General features: G+C 72.0%; 14 protein-coding genes and 1 riboswitch. Of the genes, 8 read left to right on the top strand and 6 right to left on the bottom strand.

All coding sequences use genetic code 11. From position 1 onward, the window contains the following. Positions 1 to 84: 84 nt before the first annotated feature. Complete coding sequence (locus ACJMNC_RS04215; protein WP_408946693.1) at positions 85 to 732, top strand: NAD(P)H-binding protein; 648 nt, start codon at positions 85 to 87, stop codon at positions 730 to 732. A 25-nt stretch (positions 733 to 757) separates the two neighbouring features. After that, a riboswitch (guanidine-III (ykkC-III) riboswitch) is annotated at positions 758 to 821 on the top strand. A gap of 10 nt (positions 822 to 831) precedes the next feature. Next, on the top strand, positions 832 to 1,146 hold the full coding sequence (locus ACJMNC_RS04210) for a DMT family transporter (protein ID WP_408946692.1): 315 nt from the start codon (positions 832 to 834) through the stop codon (positions 1,144 to 1,146). 27 nt (positions 1,147 to 1,173) lie between these two features. On the opposite strand, the gene ACJMNC_RS04205 is transcribed toward ACJMNC_RS04210, so the two are convergent. Continuing rightward, positions 1,174 to 3,555, bottom strand: coding sequence for an acetyl-CoA acetyltransferase (locus tag ACJMNC_RS04205; protein ID WP_408946691.1), 2,382 nt, complete (start codon positions 3,553 to 3,555; stop codon positions 1,174 to 1,176). 79 nt (positions 3,556 to 3,634) lie between these two features. On the opposite strand from ACJMNC_RS04205, the gene ACJMNC_RS04200 reads away from it, so the two are divergent. Both ACJMNC_RS04200 and ACJMNC_RS04195 read left to right on the top strand, forming a co-directional pair. Next, a complete protein-coding gene (locus ACJMNC_RS04200) occupies positions 3,635 to 4,933 on the top strand; it encodes a hypothetical protein (RefSeq protein ID WP_408946690.1) in 1,299 nt (432 codons plus the stop codon). Positions 4,934 to 4,943: 10 nt separating this feature from the next. Further along, entirely contained in the window at positions 4,944 to 6,326 is a 1,383-nt protein-coding gene (locus ACJMNC_RS04195; RefSeq protein ID WP_408946689.1) for an NAD-dependent succinate-semialdehyde dehydrogenase, read from the top strand. A 63-nt stretch (positions 6,327 to 6,389) separates the two neighbouring features. Here ACJMNC_RS04195 and ACJMNC_RS04190 read toward each other — a convergent pair whose 3' ends face one another. Together ACJMNC_RS04190 and ACJMNC_RS04185 are read right to left on the bottom strand one after the other, a co-directional pair. Further along, complete coding sequence (locus ACJMNC_RS04190) at positions 6,390 to 7,430, bottom strand: hypothetical protein (protein ID WP_408946688.1); 1,041 nt, start codon at positions 7,428 to 7,430, stop codon at positions 6,390 to 6,392. A gap of 10 nt (positions 7,431 to 7,440) precedes the next feature. After that, positions 7,441 to 8,004 carry an HhH-GPD-type base excision DNA repair protein gene (locus ACJMNC_RS04185; RefSeq protein ID WP_408946687.1) on the bottom strand — a complete coding sequence of 188 codons (564 nt, stop codon included), beginning with the start codon at positions 8,002 to 8,004 and terminating at the stop codon, positions 7,441 to 7,443. A 68-nt stretch (positions 8,005 to 8,072) separates the two neighbouring features. On the opposite strand from ACJMNC_RS04185, the gene ACJMNC_RS04180 reads away from it, so the two are divergent. Continuing rightward, complete coding sequence (locus tag ACJMNC_RS04180) at positions 8,073 to 9,500, top strand: MFS transporter (protein WP_408946686.1); 1,428 nt, start codon at positions 8,073 to 8,075, stop codon at positions 9,498 to 9,500. 51 nt (positions 9,501 to 9,551) lie between these two features. Beyond that, positions 9,552 to 10,067: a hypothetical protein gene (locus tag ACJMNC_RS04175; protein ID WP_408946685.1), complete on the top strand. Its 516-nt coding sequence runs from the start codon at positions 9,552 to 9,554 to the stop codon at positions 10,065 to 10,067. 24 nt (positions 10,068 to 10,091) lie between these two features. Here ACJMNC_RS04175 and ACJMNC_RS04170 read toward each other — a convergent pair whose 3' ends face one another. The 3 genes from ACJMNC_RS04170 to ACJMNC_RS04160 all read right to left on the bottom strand — a co-directional run bounded on the left by ACJMNC_RS04170 (position 10,092) and on the right by ACJMNC_RS04160 (position 13,411). Then, positions 10,092 to 11,240 carry an alpha/beta hydrolase gene (locus tag ACJMNC_RS04170; RefSeq protein ID WP_408946684.1) on the bottom strand — a complete coding sequence of 383 codons (1,149 nt, stop codon included), beginning with the start codon at positions 11,238 to 11,240 and terminating at the stop codon, positions 10,092 to 10,094. Positions 11,241 to 11,346: 106 nt separating this feature from the next. Then, positions 11,347 to 12,321, bottom strand: coding sequence for a hypothetical protein (locus ACJMNC_RS04165; RefSeq protein WP_408946683.1), 975 nt, complete (start codon positions 12,319 to 12,321; stop codon positions 11,347 to 11,349). A 217-nt stretch (positions 12,322 to 12,538) separates the two neighbouring features. Then, positions 12,539 to 13,411: a hypothetical protein gene (locus ACJMNC_RS04160; protein ID WP_408946682.1), complete on the bottom strand. Its 873-nt coding sequence runs from the start codon at positions 13,409 to 13,411 to the stop codon at positions 12,539 to 12,541. A 150-nt stretch (positions 13,412 to 13,561) separates the two neighbouring features. On the opposite strand from ACJMNC_RS04160, the gene ACJMNC_RS04155 reads away from it, so the two are divergent. Both ACJMNC_RS04155 and ACJMNC_RS04150 read left to right on the top strand, forming a co-directional pair. Continuing rightward, complete coding sequence (locus tag ACJMNC_RS04155) at positions 13,562 to 14,584, top strand: thiamine ABC transporter substrate binding subunit (RefSeq protein WP_408946768.1); 1,023 nt, start codon at positions 13,562 to 13,564, stop codon at positions 14,582 to 14,584. Further along, entirely contained in the window at positions 14,581 to 15,933 is a 1,353-nt protein-coding gene (locus ACJMNC_RS04150; protein WP_408946681.1) for an ABC transporter permease subunit, read from the top strand. Before ACJMNC_RS04155 ends, ACJMNC_RS04150 begins: the two co-directional genes overlap by 4 nt. The last annotated feature ends 73 nt before the right edge of the window (positions 15,934 to 16,006 follow it).

The raw sequence follows: 16,006 nt of genomic DNA, 5'->3' as shown, positions 1-16,006 counted from the left end.
CCGCCCGGCGCCCCCTATCCCGTCGCCGCAACCGACTTCGGCGGCCGGTACCACCGGTCCGCGACGATCCGTAGGGTGGATGCCATGGCACGCATCATTGTTTTCGGAGGACACGGAAAGATCGCGCTGAAGGCGGAGGCCCTGCTCGCGCAGCGCGGCGACTCGGTCACCGCAGCGATCCGCAATGCCGACCACGCGGTCGACGTGAGCGCGGCCGGCGGCAACCCGCTCATCGCCGACCTCGAACACCTGACGGTGGACGAGCTGGCCGCCCTGATCGCGGGCCACGACGCCGTGGTCTGGTCGGCCGGTGCCGGCGGCGGCAATCCGGCGCGCACCCGGGCGGTGGACCACGACGCGGCCGTCGCCACCATGGACGCGGCCGCGAAGGCCGGCGTCCGGCGCTATGTGATGGTCTCCTACTTCGGAGCCTCGGTGAACCACGGTGTGGCACCGGACAATTCGTTCTTCGCGTACGCCGAAGCCAAGGCGGCCGCCGACGAGCATCTGCGGGCGAGCGATCTGGACTGGACGATTCTCGGCCCGTCCACGCTCACCGACGACGACCCCTCCGGGCAGATCGACACCACCGCCGAGACCTCGGGGAAGGTCTCCCGCGGCAACGTGGCACAGGTGATCGCCGCGGTGCTGGCCGACGACACCACCATCGGCCGCACCATCCGGTTCAACGACGGCTCCACACCGATCCCCGAGGCCCTCGCCGCGCGCTGACCGGCACCACCGGATAAACTGACCCGCAGTGCCGCACTACGGCACCCGGACGAGCCCGCCGTACCCGGACCGCGACAAGACGGTGGCTGGAGGTCCATCATGTCGTGGGTCGTACTCATCATCTCCGGCGCTCTCGAAGCGGTCTGGGCGACGGCGCTCGGACGATCCGAGGGGCTGTCCCGGCTCGGTCCGTCGATCGTCTTCATCCTGGCCCTGATCGCCAGCATGGCCGGGCTCGCCTATGCCATGCGGGATCTGCCGACCAGCACGTCCTACGCCGTGTGGGTGAGCATCGGCGCCGTCCTCACCGTCGTCTACGCGATGGTCAGCGGGGCCGAACCCGTCTCGATGGTGCGGCTGCTGTGTATCGGTGCGGTGGTCGCCGGGGTGGTCGGACTCAAACTCGCCGGCTGACCCGGTCCGGGCGGCTCCGCCGCGCGATCAGTTACCGGTCCAGTGCGGCGGACGCTTCTCCAGGAACGCGGTCATGCCCTCCCGAGTGTCCGCGGACACCAGCACCGTGTCGAGCACCGACAGCCCCGCCCGTACGGCGGCGACGGTGTCCGGTTCGGCGTCGGCGCGGGCCATGGCGGTGATCGACGCGCGCACCGACGTGGGTGCGGCCGCCAGAATCTCCTGGGCCACCTCGCGGGCCAGCTCCAGAACCGTGCCCGACGGTGCGATCCGGGAGATCAGGCCTGCCTGCAGCGCCGCGGTGGCATCGATCCGGCGGCCGGTGAGGATCATGTCCCGGGCCAGCGCCGCCGGGATCGCCCGCGGCAGCCGCACCAGGCCGCCGGCCGCAGCCGCCAGCCCCACCTTCACCTCGGGCAGTCCGAAGCTCGCGTCCTCGTCGGCCACCACCAGGTGACAGGCCAGCGCCGCCTCCAGGCCGCCGCCCAGCGCGAAGCCGTTGACGGCGGCGATCACCGGCTTGGGCAGGTCCCGGCGGGAGGTGAGTCCGGCGAAACCGTTGGCCGGCACCGCAATCGACCCCATACCCGCGGCCAGGTCGTTGCCGGCCGAGAAGGCCTTGTCACCCGCGCCGGTGAGGATCGCCACCCACAGTTCGGGGTCGGCGAAGTAGGCGTCGAAGACCTCGTCGAGTTCGGCGTTGGTCTGCGGGCGCATCGCATTGCGGGCCTGCGGCCGGTTGATGACGATCTCCAGCACCCGGCCGTTGCGGGTCACCAGCAGATCCTCGTAGCCGTCCCGGAAACCGGTGCGCGGCAGCGGATGCCGTTCGGCCATGGTGGCCTCGTCCAGGGTCGCCGTGTTGTGGCTCGTCGACGATCGCGCGAAGATCCCGGTGCCGATCGGGTCGTCGTCGCCGGTCAGCAGGTCGAACATGGCGGTGTCGCCGGCATCGACGGTGGCGATGAACCGCGAACCGTCGGCGGTGAGCCGGCCGATCACGACGGCCGAACGGTCGTCGCGTGCCGGGTTGATCACCGTGAACGATTCGAGAGTGGCCGGGCCGTCCGGATAGTGGCAGACCGGCACCGACGGGCGCGCGTCGAGCCGGGCCTGCAGAGCCGCCGACCACGAGTCGCGCCACGGGGCGGCGGTGGTGGAGTAGATGCCCACCGAATGCTTGCTGAGCACACCGCCGTTCGCCGCCACCAGCCCGAACGCGCCCGGGGCATCGCGCAGCCGGTGGACCGTCTCGGCGATCGCATGCATCGAATAGTTGTTGCCGGGACCGCCGAAGAACGGCAGCCCGCCGGTCACGGTGAGCCCGCGCGGATCGTCAGGGGACAGTCCCAGCGCGTCGGTCAGGTTGAATACCGCGACCGGGAAGCAGCTGTAGAGATCGAGCACCGAGATCTGGTCGAGCCGCAGGCCGGCCATGTCCAGGGCCTGGCGCACCGCGGCGGCCGCGGCCGGTCCGCACGACAGGTCGGGCCGGGTCATCAGCGGCTGCTCCCGGGCATCGGCATGGCCGTGCAGGAAGACCCAGCGACTGCGGTCGATGCCGGCGGCGGTGGCCGCGCCCGCCGACATCAGGACCACGGCGGCGGCCTGATTCACCTGGTCGCGGGCCACCAGCCGGCGCGGATAGGGCGCCGCCACGATGCGGTTCTGCTCGGTCACCGTGATCAGCTCGTCGGCGGTGTACGCGGTGGGCGCCGCCGAGAACGGATTGGCGGCCGCGACCCGGCTGAACGGTGCGAAGAGCTCGCCCATCGCCCGCGCATACCGGGCCGGATCCTCGCCGAGCCGATGCCGGCGGGCGTTCTCGATCACCGCGTACTGGGTGACCGGCGGAATGAGGCCGTGACGCACCTCGTCCAGGGAGGTCAGTCCGGCGATCCCGAAGCCGCGGTCCTCCAGCTGTCCGTCGATCTGCTCGGAGTAGTCGGGTTTCTCGCCGTCGCCGGCCAGCGCGGCGCGCACCGTCGACATCACCTCGGCGCCGCACAGCACCACCGCGTCGGTCTCGCCGGCCGCGATCGCCCCGGCGAACTCGGTCACCAGATGCTGCGGACTCTGCCCACCGGTGACCTCCTCGATCGCCCGGCGCGGATCCATGCCGGTGCGGGCCGCCACCGCTCGGGGCATGTTGTCGGGCCGGCCCAGCGGCGATCGGGCGGCCGGACTGGACTTCTCGAACGAGCGGACCGCGGCCACCACATCGATCATCGGGGCGACGTCGGCGGCCGCCAGCCCGGTGTCGGCCAGCGCGGCGGTCACCGCCTGCGCGGCCAGGTCGGCCTCTCCGAGGGCGGCGTAGGCGGGGTCGCCGAGTCGTTCGACGGCCTGCCCGGCACCGACGAGAACGGGGGTGCGCGGATCGATCTCCGCTCCGGTCTGCTCAGTCATCGGGGTCTCCTGTCCGTGTCCGGGCTGACGCTACCCTGAGCGTCATGCGAGCTGTCCGACTGCCCGGCCGGGAAGTGCGATGACCGCGCTGGCACCCGCCGATGCGGCGATGTTCTGGCAGTCCCGGCTGCACGGGAACGACCAGTTCCTGCTGTATTGCTTTGCGGTCGTGGACGATCAGGACGATCCTGTGGCCGGGCTCGCCGCCCGGGCCGCGACGATTCCGGACCTGGGGCTGCGGGTGGCGCCTGTGCTCGCCGAGCTGAACTATCCGCGCTGGATGCCGGCACCGGTCGACGCCGGCCGCTTCCGCCGGCACCGCACCGCACGCAGCTACGCCGAGGTGCTCGCCGAACTGGCCGCACTGATGTCCGACCGGCTCGATGCCACCCGGTCCTGCTGGCGGCTGCACCTGTTCGATCCGGTGCCCGCCGCCCCGGGGCTCACTGATCCGGGGCTCACCGGCCCGGCCGCCGCTGCGCAGATGCGGGTGGTGGTGCTGCAGGTCAGCCACGCCCTCGCCGACGGCCGACGGGCCGCCGACCTGGCCCGCGCGCTGCTGGGCGGCGCCGCCCCGGCACCGGCCGGAGTGGCGACCTGCGCACCCGGACCGGTGGCCCCGGTCACCGGACTGCTGTCCGCGGGCGGCCGGCTGGCCGCCGCTCTGGCGCTGGGCGCAGCCGCCTGGCGCCGCGAACGGCGTGAGCAGGCCGAGCCGCCGCCGGCTCTCGCGGGCTCGCCGGCCGCCGGACCCGACAGCGGGCGTCGCGAGCTGAGCACGGTCACCGTCGAGGCCGCGGTGCTGCGCCGCGGGGGAGTACCGGTGACCGCCGGTGCGCTGGCGGTCCTGGCCGAGGTACTGCCCGAGTACGTCGGCGGGCCGGCCGGGGCGGTGGAGCTGGCCGTCGGCCGGTCACCGGATCGCCGCGCCCGCAACAACTTCCACACCGCGGGGATACCGCTGCATGCGGAGATCGGCGACCGCGCCGAGCGGGCGGCGGCGATCGCCGGGGAGGTGGCCGCCGCCCGCCGCCGGGACGGGCTGCCGTCGGCCGTGCAGGCCCGTCGCGCCGCCGCGTGGACACCGGCACCGCTGGCGGCGCTGGGCATCCGGCTCGGCGCCGCGGCGCCCCCGCCGGCGACCGTGACCGGGGCCGCCGTCGTCTCGTCGGTCGACCGGGGCCCGGCCGACCTGACCCTGTGCGGTGGTGAGGTGCTTTTCACCGCCGGCTTCCCGGCCGTCTCGGCCGCCCACGCCCTCACCCTCGGGGTTCACGGCATCGGCGATGCGGTGACGCTCGCGATCACCTGCGATCCGATCCGGACGGCCGGAGCCGACCGGCTGAATTCTCTGCTGTGGGAAGCTCTCGGCGCGTAAGGTCGCGGCCATGACGAGCTATGTGACCGAGAACCCGACGACAGGCGCGGTCGAGCGCACCTTTCCCACCATGAGCGACAGCGAGGTGCAGGACGTGCTCGCCCGCTCCGACGCGGCCTACCGGGAGTGGCGCACCACGCCGATCGAGAGCCGGGTCCGGATGCTCCGTGACACCGCGGCCGCCTACCGGGAGCGCGCCGACGAGCTCGCCGCGGTGATCGCCACCGAGATGGGCAAGCCGCTGGCCCAGGGACTGGGGGAGCTGGCGCTGACCGCCGCCATCTACGACTGGTACGCCGAGAACGGTCCGGCGCTGCTCGAGACCGAGGTGCTCGACCCGCAGGGCTCGGCCGAATCGATCGTCACCCGCAGCCCCGTCGGACCCCTGGTGGGCATCATGCCGTGGAACTTCCCCTACTACCAGGTGGCCCGCTTCGCGGCGCCGAATCTGTTGCTGGGCAACACGATCATCCTCAAGCACGCACCGATCTGCGCGCAGTCCTCCCAGTTGATGGAGGAGATCGCGCACGGCGCCGGAGTGCCGTCGGATGCGTACATCAACATCTACGCCAGCAACGAGCAGATCGCCGACATGATCGCCGACCGCCGGGTGCAGGGCGTCTCGCTCACCGGCAGCGGACGGGCCGGTGCGGCGGTCGCGCAGACCGCCGCCGCCCACCTGAAGAAGTCGGTGCTCGAACTCGGCGGCTCGGACCCGTTCATCCTGCTCGACAGCCCCGACCCGGCCGCACACGCCGCCGGTGCGGCCGGCGGCCGGATGATGAACTGCGGTCAGGCCTGCAATTCGCCCAAGCGGTTCATCGTCCACGAGGACATCTACGACGACTTCGTCTCCGGGCTGGTCGCAGCGGTCTCGGCGATCACCGTCGGCGATCCGACCGACCCGGCCACCGAGGTGGGGCCGTTGTCGTCTGTGGCCGCCCGCGACCGGGTGATCGAGCAGGTGCAGGAGGCGGTCGCCCAGGGCGCCACCCTGCATGTGGGCGGACAGCCGCTCGACGGCCCGGGCGCCTTCATGGCCCCGGCGGTGCTGACCGGGGTCACACCCGAGATGGCGGCCTACCGGGACGAGATCTTCGGCCCGGTGGCGGTGGTCTACTCGGTGCCCGACGACGATGCGGCGATCGAGCTCGCCAACGATGTGGACTACGGACTGTCCGGCTCGGTCTGGAGCTCGGACGTGGAGCGGGCCACCGCGCTGGCCGACCGGCTGGACGTGGGCATGGCGATGGTCAACGAGCACGGCACCTCGCTGCCGGGACTGCCGTTCGGCGGGGTCAAGGCCTCCGGCTACGGCCGCGAGCTCGGCCGCTGGGGTCTGGGCGAGTTCGCCAACCTGCGGCTGCGCCGCATCGCCAAGGCACCGAGCTAGGCCGAACAGAGCTGGGCCTACAGGCCTGAGGGGTCGTCGACGGCCACCGGCGTATCGCCCGGATCAGGGCAGATAATTGTCGGTGGCCGTTGACGTGGACGCGCCGCGGGCCCCGGCGCCGCCGCGGGTGAGCCGCTTGGGCAGCCGCTCGGCGAGACCGCCGATCGGCGCCACCGAGGCGTTGAGCAGCTCGACCACCTCGTTGAGGTGATCGACCGTCTCCTGCATGGCCGCCAGATTCGGCGGCAGCGAGGCGAGCGTCTCGGACAGCTCGGCGAAGCGGTCGAGCGGGCCGTCCGGCGCGATCAGCTGCTCGAGGGCCCCGCCCTCGCCGACCAGCTGGTCGAGCAGGCCGTCGTCGCTGGCCGCCCGGTCGAGCACCCCGCCTGGCTGCGCGAGCTTCTCGAGCACCCCGTCCGGAGCGGTGAGCTTGTCGACGATCCCGCCCTGCGAGGTGAGCCGCTCGAGGATGCCCTCGCTCTCGGTGAACTGGTCCACCACCCCGCCGTCGCGGGTGAGCCGGTCGAGCGGGCCGTCCTTGGCGGCCAGGCGCATCAGGATGCCGTTCTCGTCGGTCAGCAGATCCAGCGCCCCGCCCGGCCGCGTGATCCGGTCGAGGATGCCCTCGCTCTGGGTGAACATGTCGATGACCCCGCCCGGCCGGGTGAGCCGGTCGATGGGCCCGTCTTTGGCGGCGATGCGCATCAGCGCGCCCCGGTCGTCGGTCATCTGGTCGAGCAGCCCGCCGGCCGCGGTGAGCTTCTCGAGCAGCCCGTCCGGTGCGGTGAGCCGGTCGATCACCCCGCCCGGCGCGATCAGCCGGTCCAGCGGTCCGCCGGTCGCCAGGATCCGGCCGAACGGGCGGTCCGGGCTGAGCAGGTCGGCCACCTGGGCCAGCACCATCATCGGCGCGCGGACCGAAGCCACCTCGGTGGGGCCGGAGATCCCGATCGCGGTGTTGACCTCGGACTCCACCCCGCCGACCGCCATCCGGGCGATGCCGACCGCCGATTCGACGGTGCCGAGCACGATGCCGGTGGTGGCGAAGCCCAGCCGGACCGGCAGTTTGATCAGCTCGCGCGGGTCGATCGGAGGAGTGCTCATCGCCGGGTCCTCACTTCTTGGCCGCAGCCTTGGCGGCCTTCTTGAACTCGCGGACCTTCTGCAGCGAGTCCGGGCCGGTCACATCGGCCACCGAACGGTACCCGTCGAGGCTGTAGTCGCCGGCCGCGGCCGCCCAGCCGTCCGGCGTCACCCCGAGCTGCTTGGCCAGCAGCGCGGTGAAGATCTTGGCCTTCTGCTCACCGAAGCCGGGCAGTGCGTGCAGCCGGCGGAACAGCTCGTCCCCGCTGCCGGCGGTGTTCCACAGCGCCGCGGTGTCGCCGTCGTAGTCGTCGACGATCACCCGGGCGAGGGCCTGGATGCGACCGGCCATCGACCGCCCGTACCGGTGGATCGCCGGCGGCGTGGCGCAGAGTTCGGCGAAGGACTCCGGATCGGCGTCGGCGACGGCCGCCGGATCGAGGGTGCCGAACCGTTCGAGGATCTTGGCCGGGCCGGCGAACGCCCGCTCCATCGGGAACTGCTGATCGAGGAGCATCCCGGTCAGCAGGGCGAACGGATCCGCGGAGAGCAGCCGGTCGGCGTCCGGGTCTTGGGCGATCTGCAGCGTCACCATGCCCGTCATGCTAACCCGGCGCACGGCCCGCGCAGGTGCGCGCCGACGCGATCGGTATAGTTCCGGCGATGCCTGACGACCCCGATCCCGCCGCGGAATCCCGCGTCGCCGGACGGCCGGGCGTCACACCTGCACGGCTGCTGCCGTGCCTGGTCTATGCGGCCCTGTCGACGGCGGTGGTCAGCTCGCTGGGCATGCTCCTGGTGCCCACCATCTCGCAGGAACTGCACGTCTCGGTGAGCACCGCGCAGTGGATGCTCACCGTCAACCTGCTGGTCGGGGCGGTCGCGACACCGGTGATGGGCCGGCTCAGCGACGGCCCGCACAAGAAGCTGCTGCTGGTGTGCTCGCTGCTGGTCATCCTGGCCGGATCGGTGATCGCGGCGCTGGCCACCAGTTTCGCGGTCTTCCTGATCGGCCGGGCCCTGCAGGGCCTGACCTACGGGATCGTGCCGGTGACGATCGCCCTGGCCAAACGCTATCTGCCGCCGGACCGGGCGGCCCCGGGCATCGCGAGCCTGTCGGTGACCGTGGCCACCGGCATGGGCGTGGGCTATCCGCTGACCGGCATCATCGCCGGCTCGCTGGACTACGAGTTCGCCTTCTGGTTCGCGGCGCTGTTCGTGGTCAGCGCGCTGATCGTGGTGCTCGTCGCCGTGCCGGCCGGTCCCGACGAGCGGGCGCCGCGCACCCCGTTCGACGTTCCCGGTGCGGCCGTGCTGGCCCTGGGGCTGGCGGCGTTGCTGCTGTCGGTGAGCGAAGGCGCCACCTGGGGCTGGGGGAGCGGCCGGACCCTCGGCGGCTTCACCGCGGCCGCCGCGGCGCTGGCGATCTGGTCGCTGATCGAACTGCGGGTGCCGCATCCGCTGATCAATCTGCGGGTGCTGCGCCGGCCGGACGCGCTGATCGCCAACATCATCGCCGTCACGCTGGGCATGGTGATGTACATCGTGCTGTCGATCGGCTCGATCATCGCCCAGGCGCCCACCGAGACCGGCTACGGGATCGGGCTGGCCGTCTTCTGGGCGGGTTTCGTCATGCTGCCCTTCTCCGTGGGCAGTTTCCTGGCCAACCGGGTGATGCATCGCCTCACCCGGCGCTTCGAGATGAGCGCACTGCTGCCGGTGGGCGCCGCGCTGGTGGCCGCGGCCTCGCTGATCCTGCAGGTGGCCTACGACGAGCTCTGGGAGATTCTGCTGGGAATGTTCCTGGTGGGTACCGGTGTGGGCACCACCTATGCGGCGATCCCGGCGCTGATCGCCCGCAGCGTGGCCGACGAGGAGCTCGGCAGCGCGGTCAGCTTCAACCAGGTGCTGCGCACCGTCGGCGGCTCGTTCGGCAGTGCCCTGTCCGGGGTGGTGCTCGCCGCCCATCTCGGCGCCGACGGCCACTCCACCGGGGAGGGCATCTCCCTGGCGCTGACGCTGTCATCGGCCGGTGCGGTGACCGTACTCGCCGGTCTGCTGATCGTCCGGTTCCGCACGCCGCGCACCTGACCCGCGCGAACCGCCCGCGCCGCGCCGGGCCGGGTGGCACACTCGACAACCATGCGCACCACTGCCCGTCTGACAAGCCTGATCGCCGTCGCCGCCGTCGCGACCGGAACGCTGGCGGCCGCCGGGACCGCCGGCGCCCTTCCGGTCGGGCCGAGCGACGGACTCCGCCACTATGTGAAGACTCTGCGCTGTCCGAGCGCCGATCCGTGGGGCGGTCCGCGGCTGCCGATCACTGTGGACGTCTACAACAAGGTCCGCTTCCCGTCGGACGGGCTGCGGGCGCCGGCGATCGAGCTGATCGCCAACGACTCGCGGACCCCGGGGCTGTTTCCCGGGCTGCAGGACTACACCGTCCGGACCACCGTGACCTGGCACAACCAACGGACCGGGCGGACCGGGAAGGTGACCGTGCCGAGCCGGTCCGAACGGGCCGAATGGCAGGCGGTGCTGCATCCGGGCACCGGTCCGGTCCGGTTCACCGTGCACCAGAAGATCGGGGCGATGGTCTTCGTGCCGATGGTCAACGCGCAGTACTCCAGCTGCCGCGGCTCGGCGCAGTCGAGCTGAACGCAGCCGCCGCGGAGCGGCCCGTCAGCGCAGGAGCTTGTCGGTGAAGTCGACGACGGCGCCGCGCTCCTGCCGCTGACCGTCGGCCGGGTCGGCGGTCAGGTAGGTCCTCATCTGCACCTTGTTCGAGGCCAGCTGGGCGTCGGTGAGGTAGCGCAGCGCCGAGGTCACCACGGCCGAGTCGTCGGTCAGGGTCTGGCTGAGCATCAGCGGCCGGCTGAAGCCGCGGGTCGGCAGATCCAGCGACTTGCGCAGCGACGAGGCCAGCGACGCCGGCAGCGGTTTGGTCACCAGCTCGCCGAGCGAGACCCCGCGCACCGCGCGCAGCAGGTCGCCCGAGCAGAGGCTGCCGGCCTTGGTCACCAGCGAGGAGCCGGTGGACGAGAGGATCGGCGTCACCTGGTCGGTGGGCAGGGTGGCCAGTGCATACACCACGTCGGCGACCACCTGGTCGGGGACGGAGGCCGAGCGCGGACTCAGACCGGCGAGGGTCTGGTCGAAGCCGACCGGGACGGCGGTGGCGACGGCGCCCCGGAAGTCCAGTCCGGCCGGCTCCCAGCCGTCGCCCCGGCGGGCCAGCGCGATCGCCGCACCGCTGCCCAGACCGTCGCCCGCGACGGCCCAGCGCGATGAGATGTTCTCGGCCACCACCCGGCCCGCCTGCACCGCGTCGAGCAGATTGCGGGCGGTCACCCGGTAGTCGGTGTACTGCGGCGACCCGCTGGCGCCGATCGCGCCGTACTCCGGCCGGAGCACGGCGGTGCCGTTCGCGAGCAGATCGTCGACGGTGCGGTCGGTGCCGGTGGACGCGCTGCAGCGGGCGGCCACCCCGTTGGGGGACTGGGCCCGCACCACCAGCGGCCAGCCGCCGGCGGGCGCCTTGCCCTTCGGGGTGAGCAGGGTGGCCACCGACAGGTGCAGCGCGTCGTCGGCGCCGTTGGTCCAGAAGCTGAACTTGTCGCCGGAGGCGGCCCCGCTGGGCACCTGGCCGTCGGGCAGCGGCTGGTTGGCGTACACGGCGCCCGGCGTCTGTCCGGTCGGTGCGGTCGCGGTGGTCGACGGCTGCTCCGGGTCGGCGAAGGCGCGGGTGCCGGTCACGGCTCCGGCGATCAGTGTCGCGACGGCGGTCGCGGCGATCATGCTGGTGCGGAGGCGGGGGTGCCGGGCGTTCATAGCGGTGTCTTCTCTCGGGAACGGCCGGGTGGGGCCGGGTCAGGCGGGGGTCGGGGTGATGCGGTCAGAGGGTGCGCGGCAGGTGAAGCCGGTCAGACGGTGCCGGTCAGGCCGGGTTGTCGACGATGCCCAGGGCGGGGAGGAAGAAGCAGCTGCGGCCGGTGGTCGTGGTGGTGGTGCCGAAGACGGCGCTGAGCACCGATCCGTCCTCGGTGGTGACCCGGGCCAGGCGCAGGGGGCTCTTCACGCCGCCGAGCAGGGCCCGGAGGGCCTTGCTGTCGGTGTTCTCGCTCAGTGCGGTCAGCGGCACCAGCCCGCCCTTGAGGGTGCTGGTGTTGAACCAGGCGACCTGGAAGTCGGAGTCGGCGGTGCCGGCCGGCGGGACCAGCGCATACGCGGTCTGTTCGGCGCTCAGGACCTCGGTGACGCCGGCGATGTCGGAGTTCTTGTCGAGCAGATCCGACAGCAGCGGGATGTTCAGGTCGGTGAGGGTGTCGCGGAAGCTCTTACCCGGTGCCGCCTCGGGGAACGGGCCCGGGAAGGCGATCACGTTCGCGGTGCTCAGCCCCAGCGGATTGTCGGCGGTGGGTTCGGCGCAGAAGGGGGCCAGCGCCGGGGTGAGCAGCTGCGCGCCGGTGGCCTTCTGCAGAGTGTCGAGCGCATCGCCGGAGGCGCCCAGGTTCAGCGGGGAGTCGGCCTGGCTGGGCTCGAGCGGGACGTCGGGCGCCGTCGGATTGGGGGCCGTGGTCTGCGGGGTGCCCTCCGGTGCGGCGCCGCCGAGCTGATCGACGCCGCCCTGCAGCAGCGACTGCAGATCGGGCTGGCCCTGAGCGGAGAGGATCGCCGAGAGCGCCTGCGCGGCCTGCTGGTCCAGGCCCATCGCCTTGGCCTGCCGGACGGCGTCGGCCAGCTGGGCGTCGATCTCGGTGATCGGCAGGTCCGAGAGGGTCTGGCTGAGCTCGGCGGCCGGGTCGGCGGCGGCGATACCGCTGAGCCCGGGGACGGCGACCGAGACGGCGAGTGCGGCGGTCACACCGATCAGGCCGGTGCGGACGGTGGCGCGGCGACGAGAAGTGCTCACGGCGAACTCCCTGGAGACGATCCGGCCGCAGGACCCGGCGAGGTGCCGAAACTCCTGTGGTGGATGAGGCTGATGTTACTCATGTTAAAGAAGATCAGTTTTTGCGAAAAGTCTCAAGTCGTCGTCGAGAGATGTGATGAGATCGTGCTCCTGCACGGCGCCGACGACGAACCCCCGTCGCCGGAGCGGCGACGGGGGTTCGGTGTTCAGCGGGTGATCAGATGATCGCGGTACCGATCGTCGGGGCGATGGTGCAGCTGACGCGCTTGCCCTTGGTCTTGGTGGTCACGTCGCCGTAGATGGTCGAGACCACGCGGCCGCGGCCGGTCTTGACGATCGCCGTGAAGGTGCCCGGCCCCTTCTCGGCGTTGATCTTGGCGTTCGGCAGCAATCGCTGCTGGCCGGTGCGGCCGGTGTCGATGTTGATCCACGACACCCACAGGGAGCGCTGGCTGTTCTTCAGTGCCTTGCCGGTGCCGAGGCTGGTGTAGACGTAGCCGGCCTGGCCGCGCTTGGGGCCGGGGGCCGGCGCCTGCTGCGGTCCGGCGGTCGCCAGGGCCATGCCCACCGAGTTGCCGCCGGGCATGCAGCCGATGCCGATGGTGGGGTAGAGGAACTGCTGGATCCGGGGCTTGTTCGGCCCGGACGGGATGTCCGGGGCGTCGTCCTTCTTCTTGGCGGCCGGAGTGGCGCCGTCCTGGGCGGCGTGGACCTTGGCGGCCTCGGTCGCCCCGGGCTCGCCGAGGAAGTCGATCAGCGACTCCCAGGTGGTGCGGACCTGGGCGGGCAGCGCGGGATTGTCGGCCAGCCGGCGGGCCTGGGTCAGCAGGTCGGTGTTCACCTTCCCGTCCTCGTCGCGGGTGGCGATCGAGCCGATCAGGGCCGGGGCGAAGGCGCCGAGCGATTCGAGGACGTTCGGATCGACCTTCGGGGCCGAGCCGTCGGTGGGCACCCCGAGGTCGGCCAGGGTCAGCTGGGAGTTGTCGGCGGGCGCGGCGGGTTCGGCCTGGGCGTTCGGCGCGACGAGGGCGAGGGCGGCGGTCATCGAGACGGCGGCCAGCGCGGCGCGGCGAGTGCGTGCAGAGCGCACGGTGACTTCCAATCGGTAGGCGAACAGTCGACTGTGGCGAGTGTAACCAGAAGGTGATGAAACTACTGAGTCAGTTGGGGTAATTGTTACCAGAGTGAAAACAGTGGGCATATCCAGGGCAATACCGGCCAAGGTAGATTTCTGGGCGTGATGAAGCTTCCCGGCCGCCTGCTCAGCCTCGCCGCCGCCTGTGCGCTGCTCGTTCCCCTGGCCGCCTGCACCAGCGGCTCGTCGGACGGCTCGTCGGAGGTGACGCTGCTGACGCACGACTCCTTCGAGCTGCCGTCGACGCTGATCGACCAGTTCGAGAAGGACACCGGCTACACCCTCAAGATCGTCAAGTCCGGGGACGCCGGACAGCTCTCGGCTCTCGTCTCCCTCACCCCGGGCAAGCCCAAGGGCGACGCCGTCTTCGGCATCGACAACACCTTCGCCGCCCGGCCCATCGAGGCCGGCGCCCTGGAACCGTACGCCTCGCCCCTGGCCGCGAACGGGGCCGACGACTGGGCCGCCGAGGGATCGCACAACGAACTGACCGCCGTCGACCACGGCGACGTGTGCGTCAACGTCGACGACGCCTGGTTCGACCGGGAGCAGATCCCCGCCCCGGAGAGCCTCGACGACCTGCGCGACGCCGCCTACAAGGACCGGATCGTGCTGCTCGATCCGGCCACCAGCTCGCCCGGCATGGGCTTTCTGCTCTCGACCATCGGCACCTACGGGGACAAGGCCCCCGACTACTGGAATGCCCTGGTGGACAACGGGGCTCAGATCGTCTCCGGCTGGTCGGTGGCCTACAACCAGCTGTTCACCGCCGGTGAGGGGCACGGAACCAAGCCGATCGTCGTCTCCTACGCCAGTTCACCGGCCGCCACCCCGGGCACCAGCGCCATCCTCTCCGGCTGCTTCGCGCAGATCGAGTACGTCGGGGTGCTGCGCGGTGCGGCGAACACCGAGGGCGCGAAGAAACTGGTCGACTTCCTGCTCAGCACGCCGGTGCAGACGGCGCTGCCGAGCTCGATGTACGTCTACCCGGTGCAGAAGGACATCCCGCTGCCGCGCAGCTGGCAGCAGACCCCCGCGCCCCGGTACACGGTCAAGATGGCGCCGGATTACATCAACGATCACCGTGAAGAGTGGCTCAAGGAGTGGCGCTCCGTCGTGCGCCGATGACGACGCAGCCGGTCCGGTCCGGGCGCGGCGGTCCGGCCGCGGCACTCGGAGCGGCGATCCCACTGCTGTTCACCGCGCTGCTCTTCCTGGCGCCGCTGGCGGCGCTGGCGCACCGGGCGGTCACCGACGCCGACGCCGTGTCGGCGGTCACCGCCTGGCAGCGCACCGATGCCTGGCATCTGCTGGCCGTCACCGCCGGCCAGGCGGCAGCGTCGGCGGCGCTGGCCGTGGTGGTCGCGGCGCCCATCGTCTGGCTCACCGCCACCGTCGCGCTGCCCGGGGCGCTGGCCCTGCGAGTGCTGGTCACCCTGCCCTTCGTGCTGCCCACGGTGGTCGTCGGCGTGGCCTTCCGGGCGCTGCTGAACGGACCGCTCGCCGCGCTGCCGGTGGACACCGGGCTCGGCGCCGTCCTGCTCGCCCACGTCTTCCTCAACGTCGCCGTGGTGGTCCGGGTGGTCACCGGCGTGTGGCAGCAGATCGATCCGCAGGCGATGGCGGCCGCCCGCAGTCTCGGCGCCTCCCGGCTGCGGGCCTTCGCCGACGTCGTCGCACCGCGCCTGCTGCCGGCGGTGGCCGCCGCGGCCGCCCTGGTCTTCCTGTTCTGCACCACCAGCTTCGGGGTGATCGTCATCCTCGGCGACGGCAAGCTCTCGACCCTCGAGACCGAGATCTATCAGCTCGTCGTGTATCGGCTTCGGCTCGCACTGGCGCGACTACGGGTCGCCGTCCTAGCTGTCAGGCCGCCGCTCGCGCGGGTGGCGAGGCGCCTGCGCGTGGTCCCAGTGGCGGCGGTGCCACGGGTGGCAGTCGCGCTAGCGGTACCGCCGCTGCCGCGACCAGTGGCTCATGGTCTCGCTCGGCCGGGGCCTGACGGGCCAGCGGAGCGGCTCGTCGTCGGCCATCGGCCGGTCCCTGGTAGCCGGCGGCCCGGCGTCGCTCGCGTCGTCGTCGCTCTGCTAGCCGCAGCGGTCGGTCCGGTCCCGGGTCTGCTGCTGCCGCCGGTGCCGCGTGGCCTCGCCGGTCCACAGGCCCGCCCGGCCGCCGGTCGGCGCCAGCGACTCGCGGCCTGCGACGGCGGGCCGGTCTTAGGCCCACTCACGGTCCCGCCGCTGGTGGTCGTCGTCAACGTCGTGGCTCTCGGTCTGGCGGAGCCCCTAGGCCTTCATCGGCTACGGGACGACTATCTAGAGCCAGAGCTCCCAGCTCTCGAACGGCAGCGGCTCCTACTGCTAGTGGGGCTTCGACCACCACGTCTTGTCCTTCTGGTCCCGCCGGCGCCGCCGGTGGCGGCCGTCGTCCGCGCCACGCTGCTGCAGCCGCTTCCGGGCGTCGGCCCTCCGCGGCTCTGACGCCCGCCGGCGGTAGCGGACGCCTAGCTAGACGACGGTGTGCGGCCACTGGTGGGCCTGGTGGTGCCGCTGC

Source organism: Gordonia sp. VNK21, from assembly GCF_046098115.1.
Taxonomy (GTDB): Bacteria; Actinomycetota; Actinomycetes; order Mycobacteriales; family Mycobacteriaceae; genus Gordonia.
This window is presented reverse-complemented; position numbering and strand designations above follow the sequence as displayed.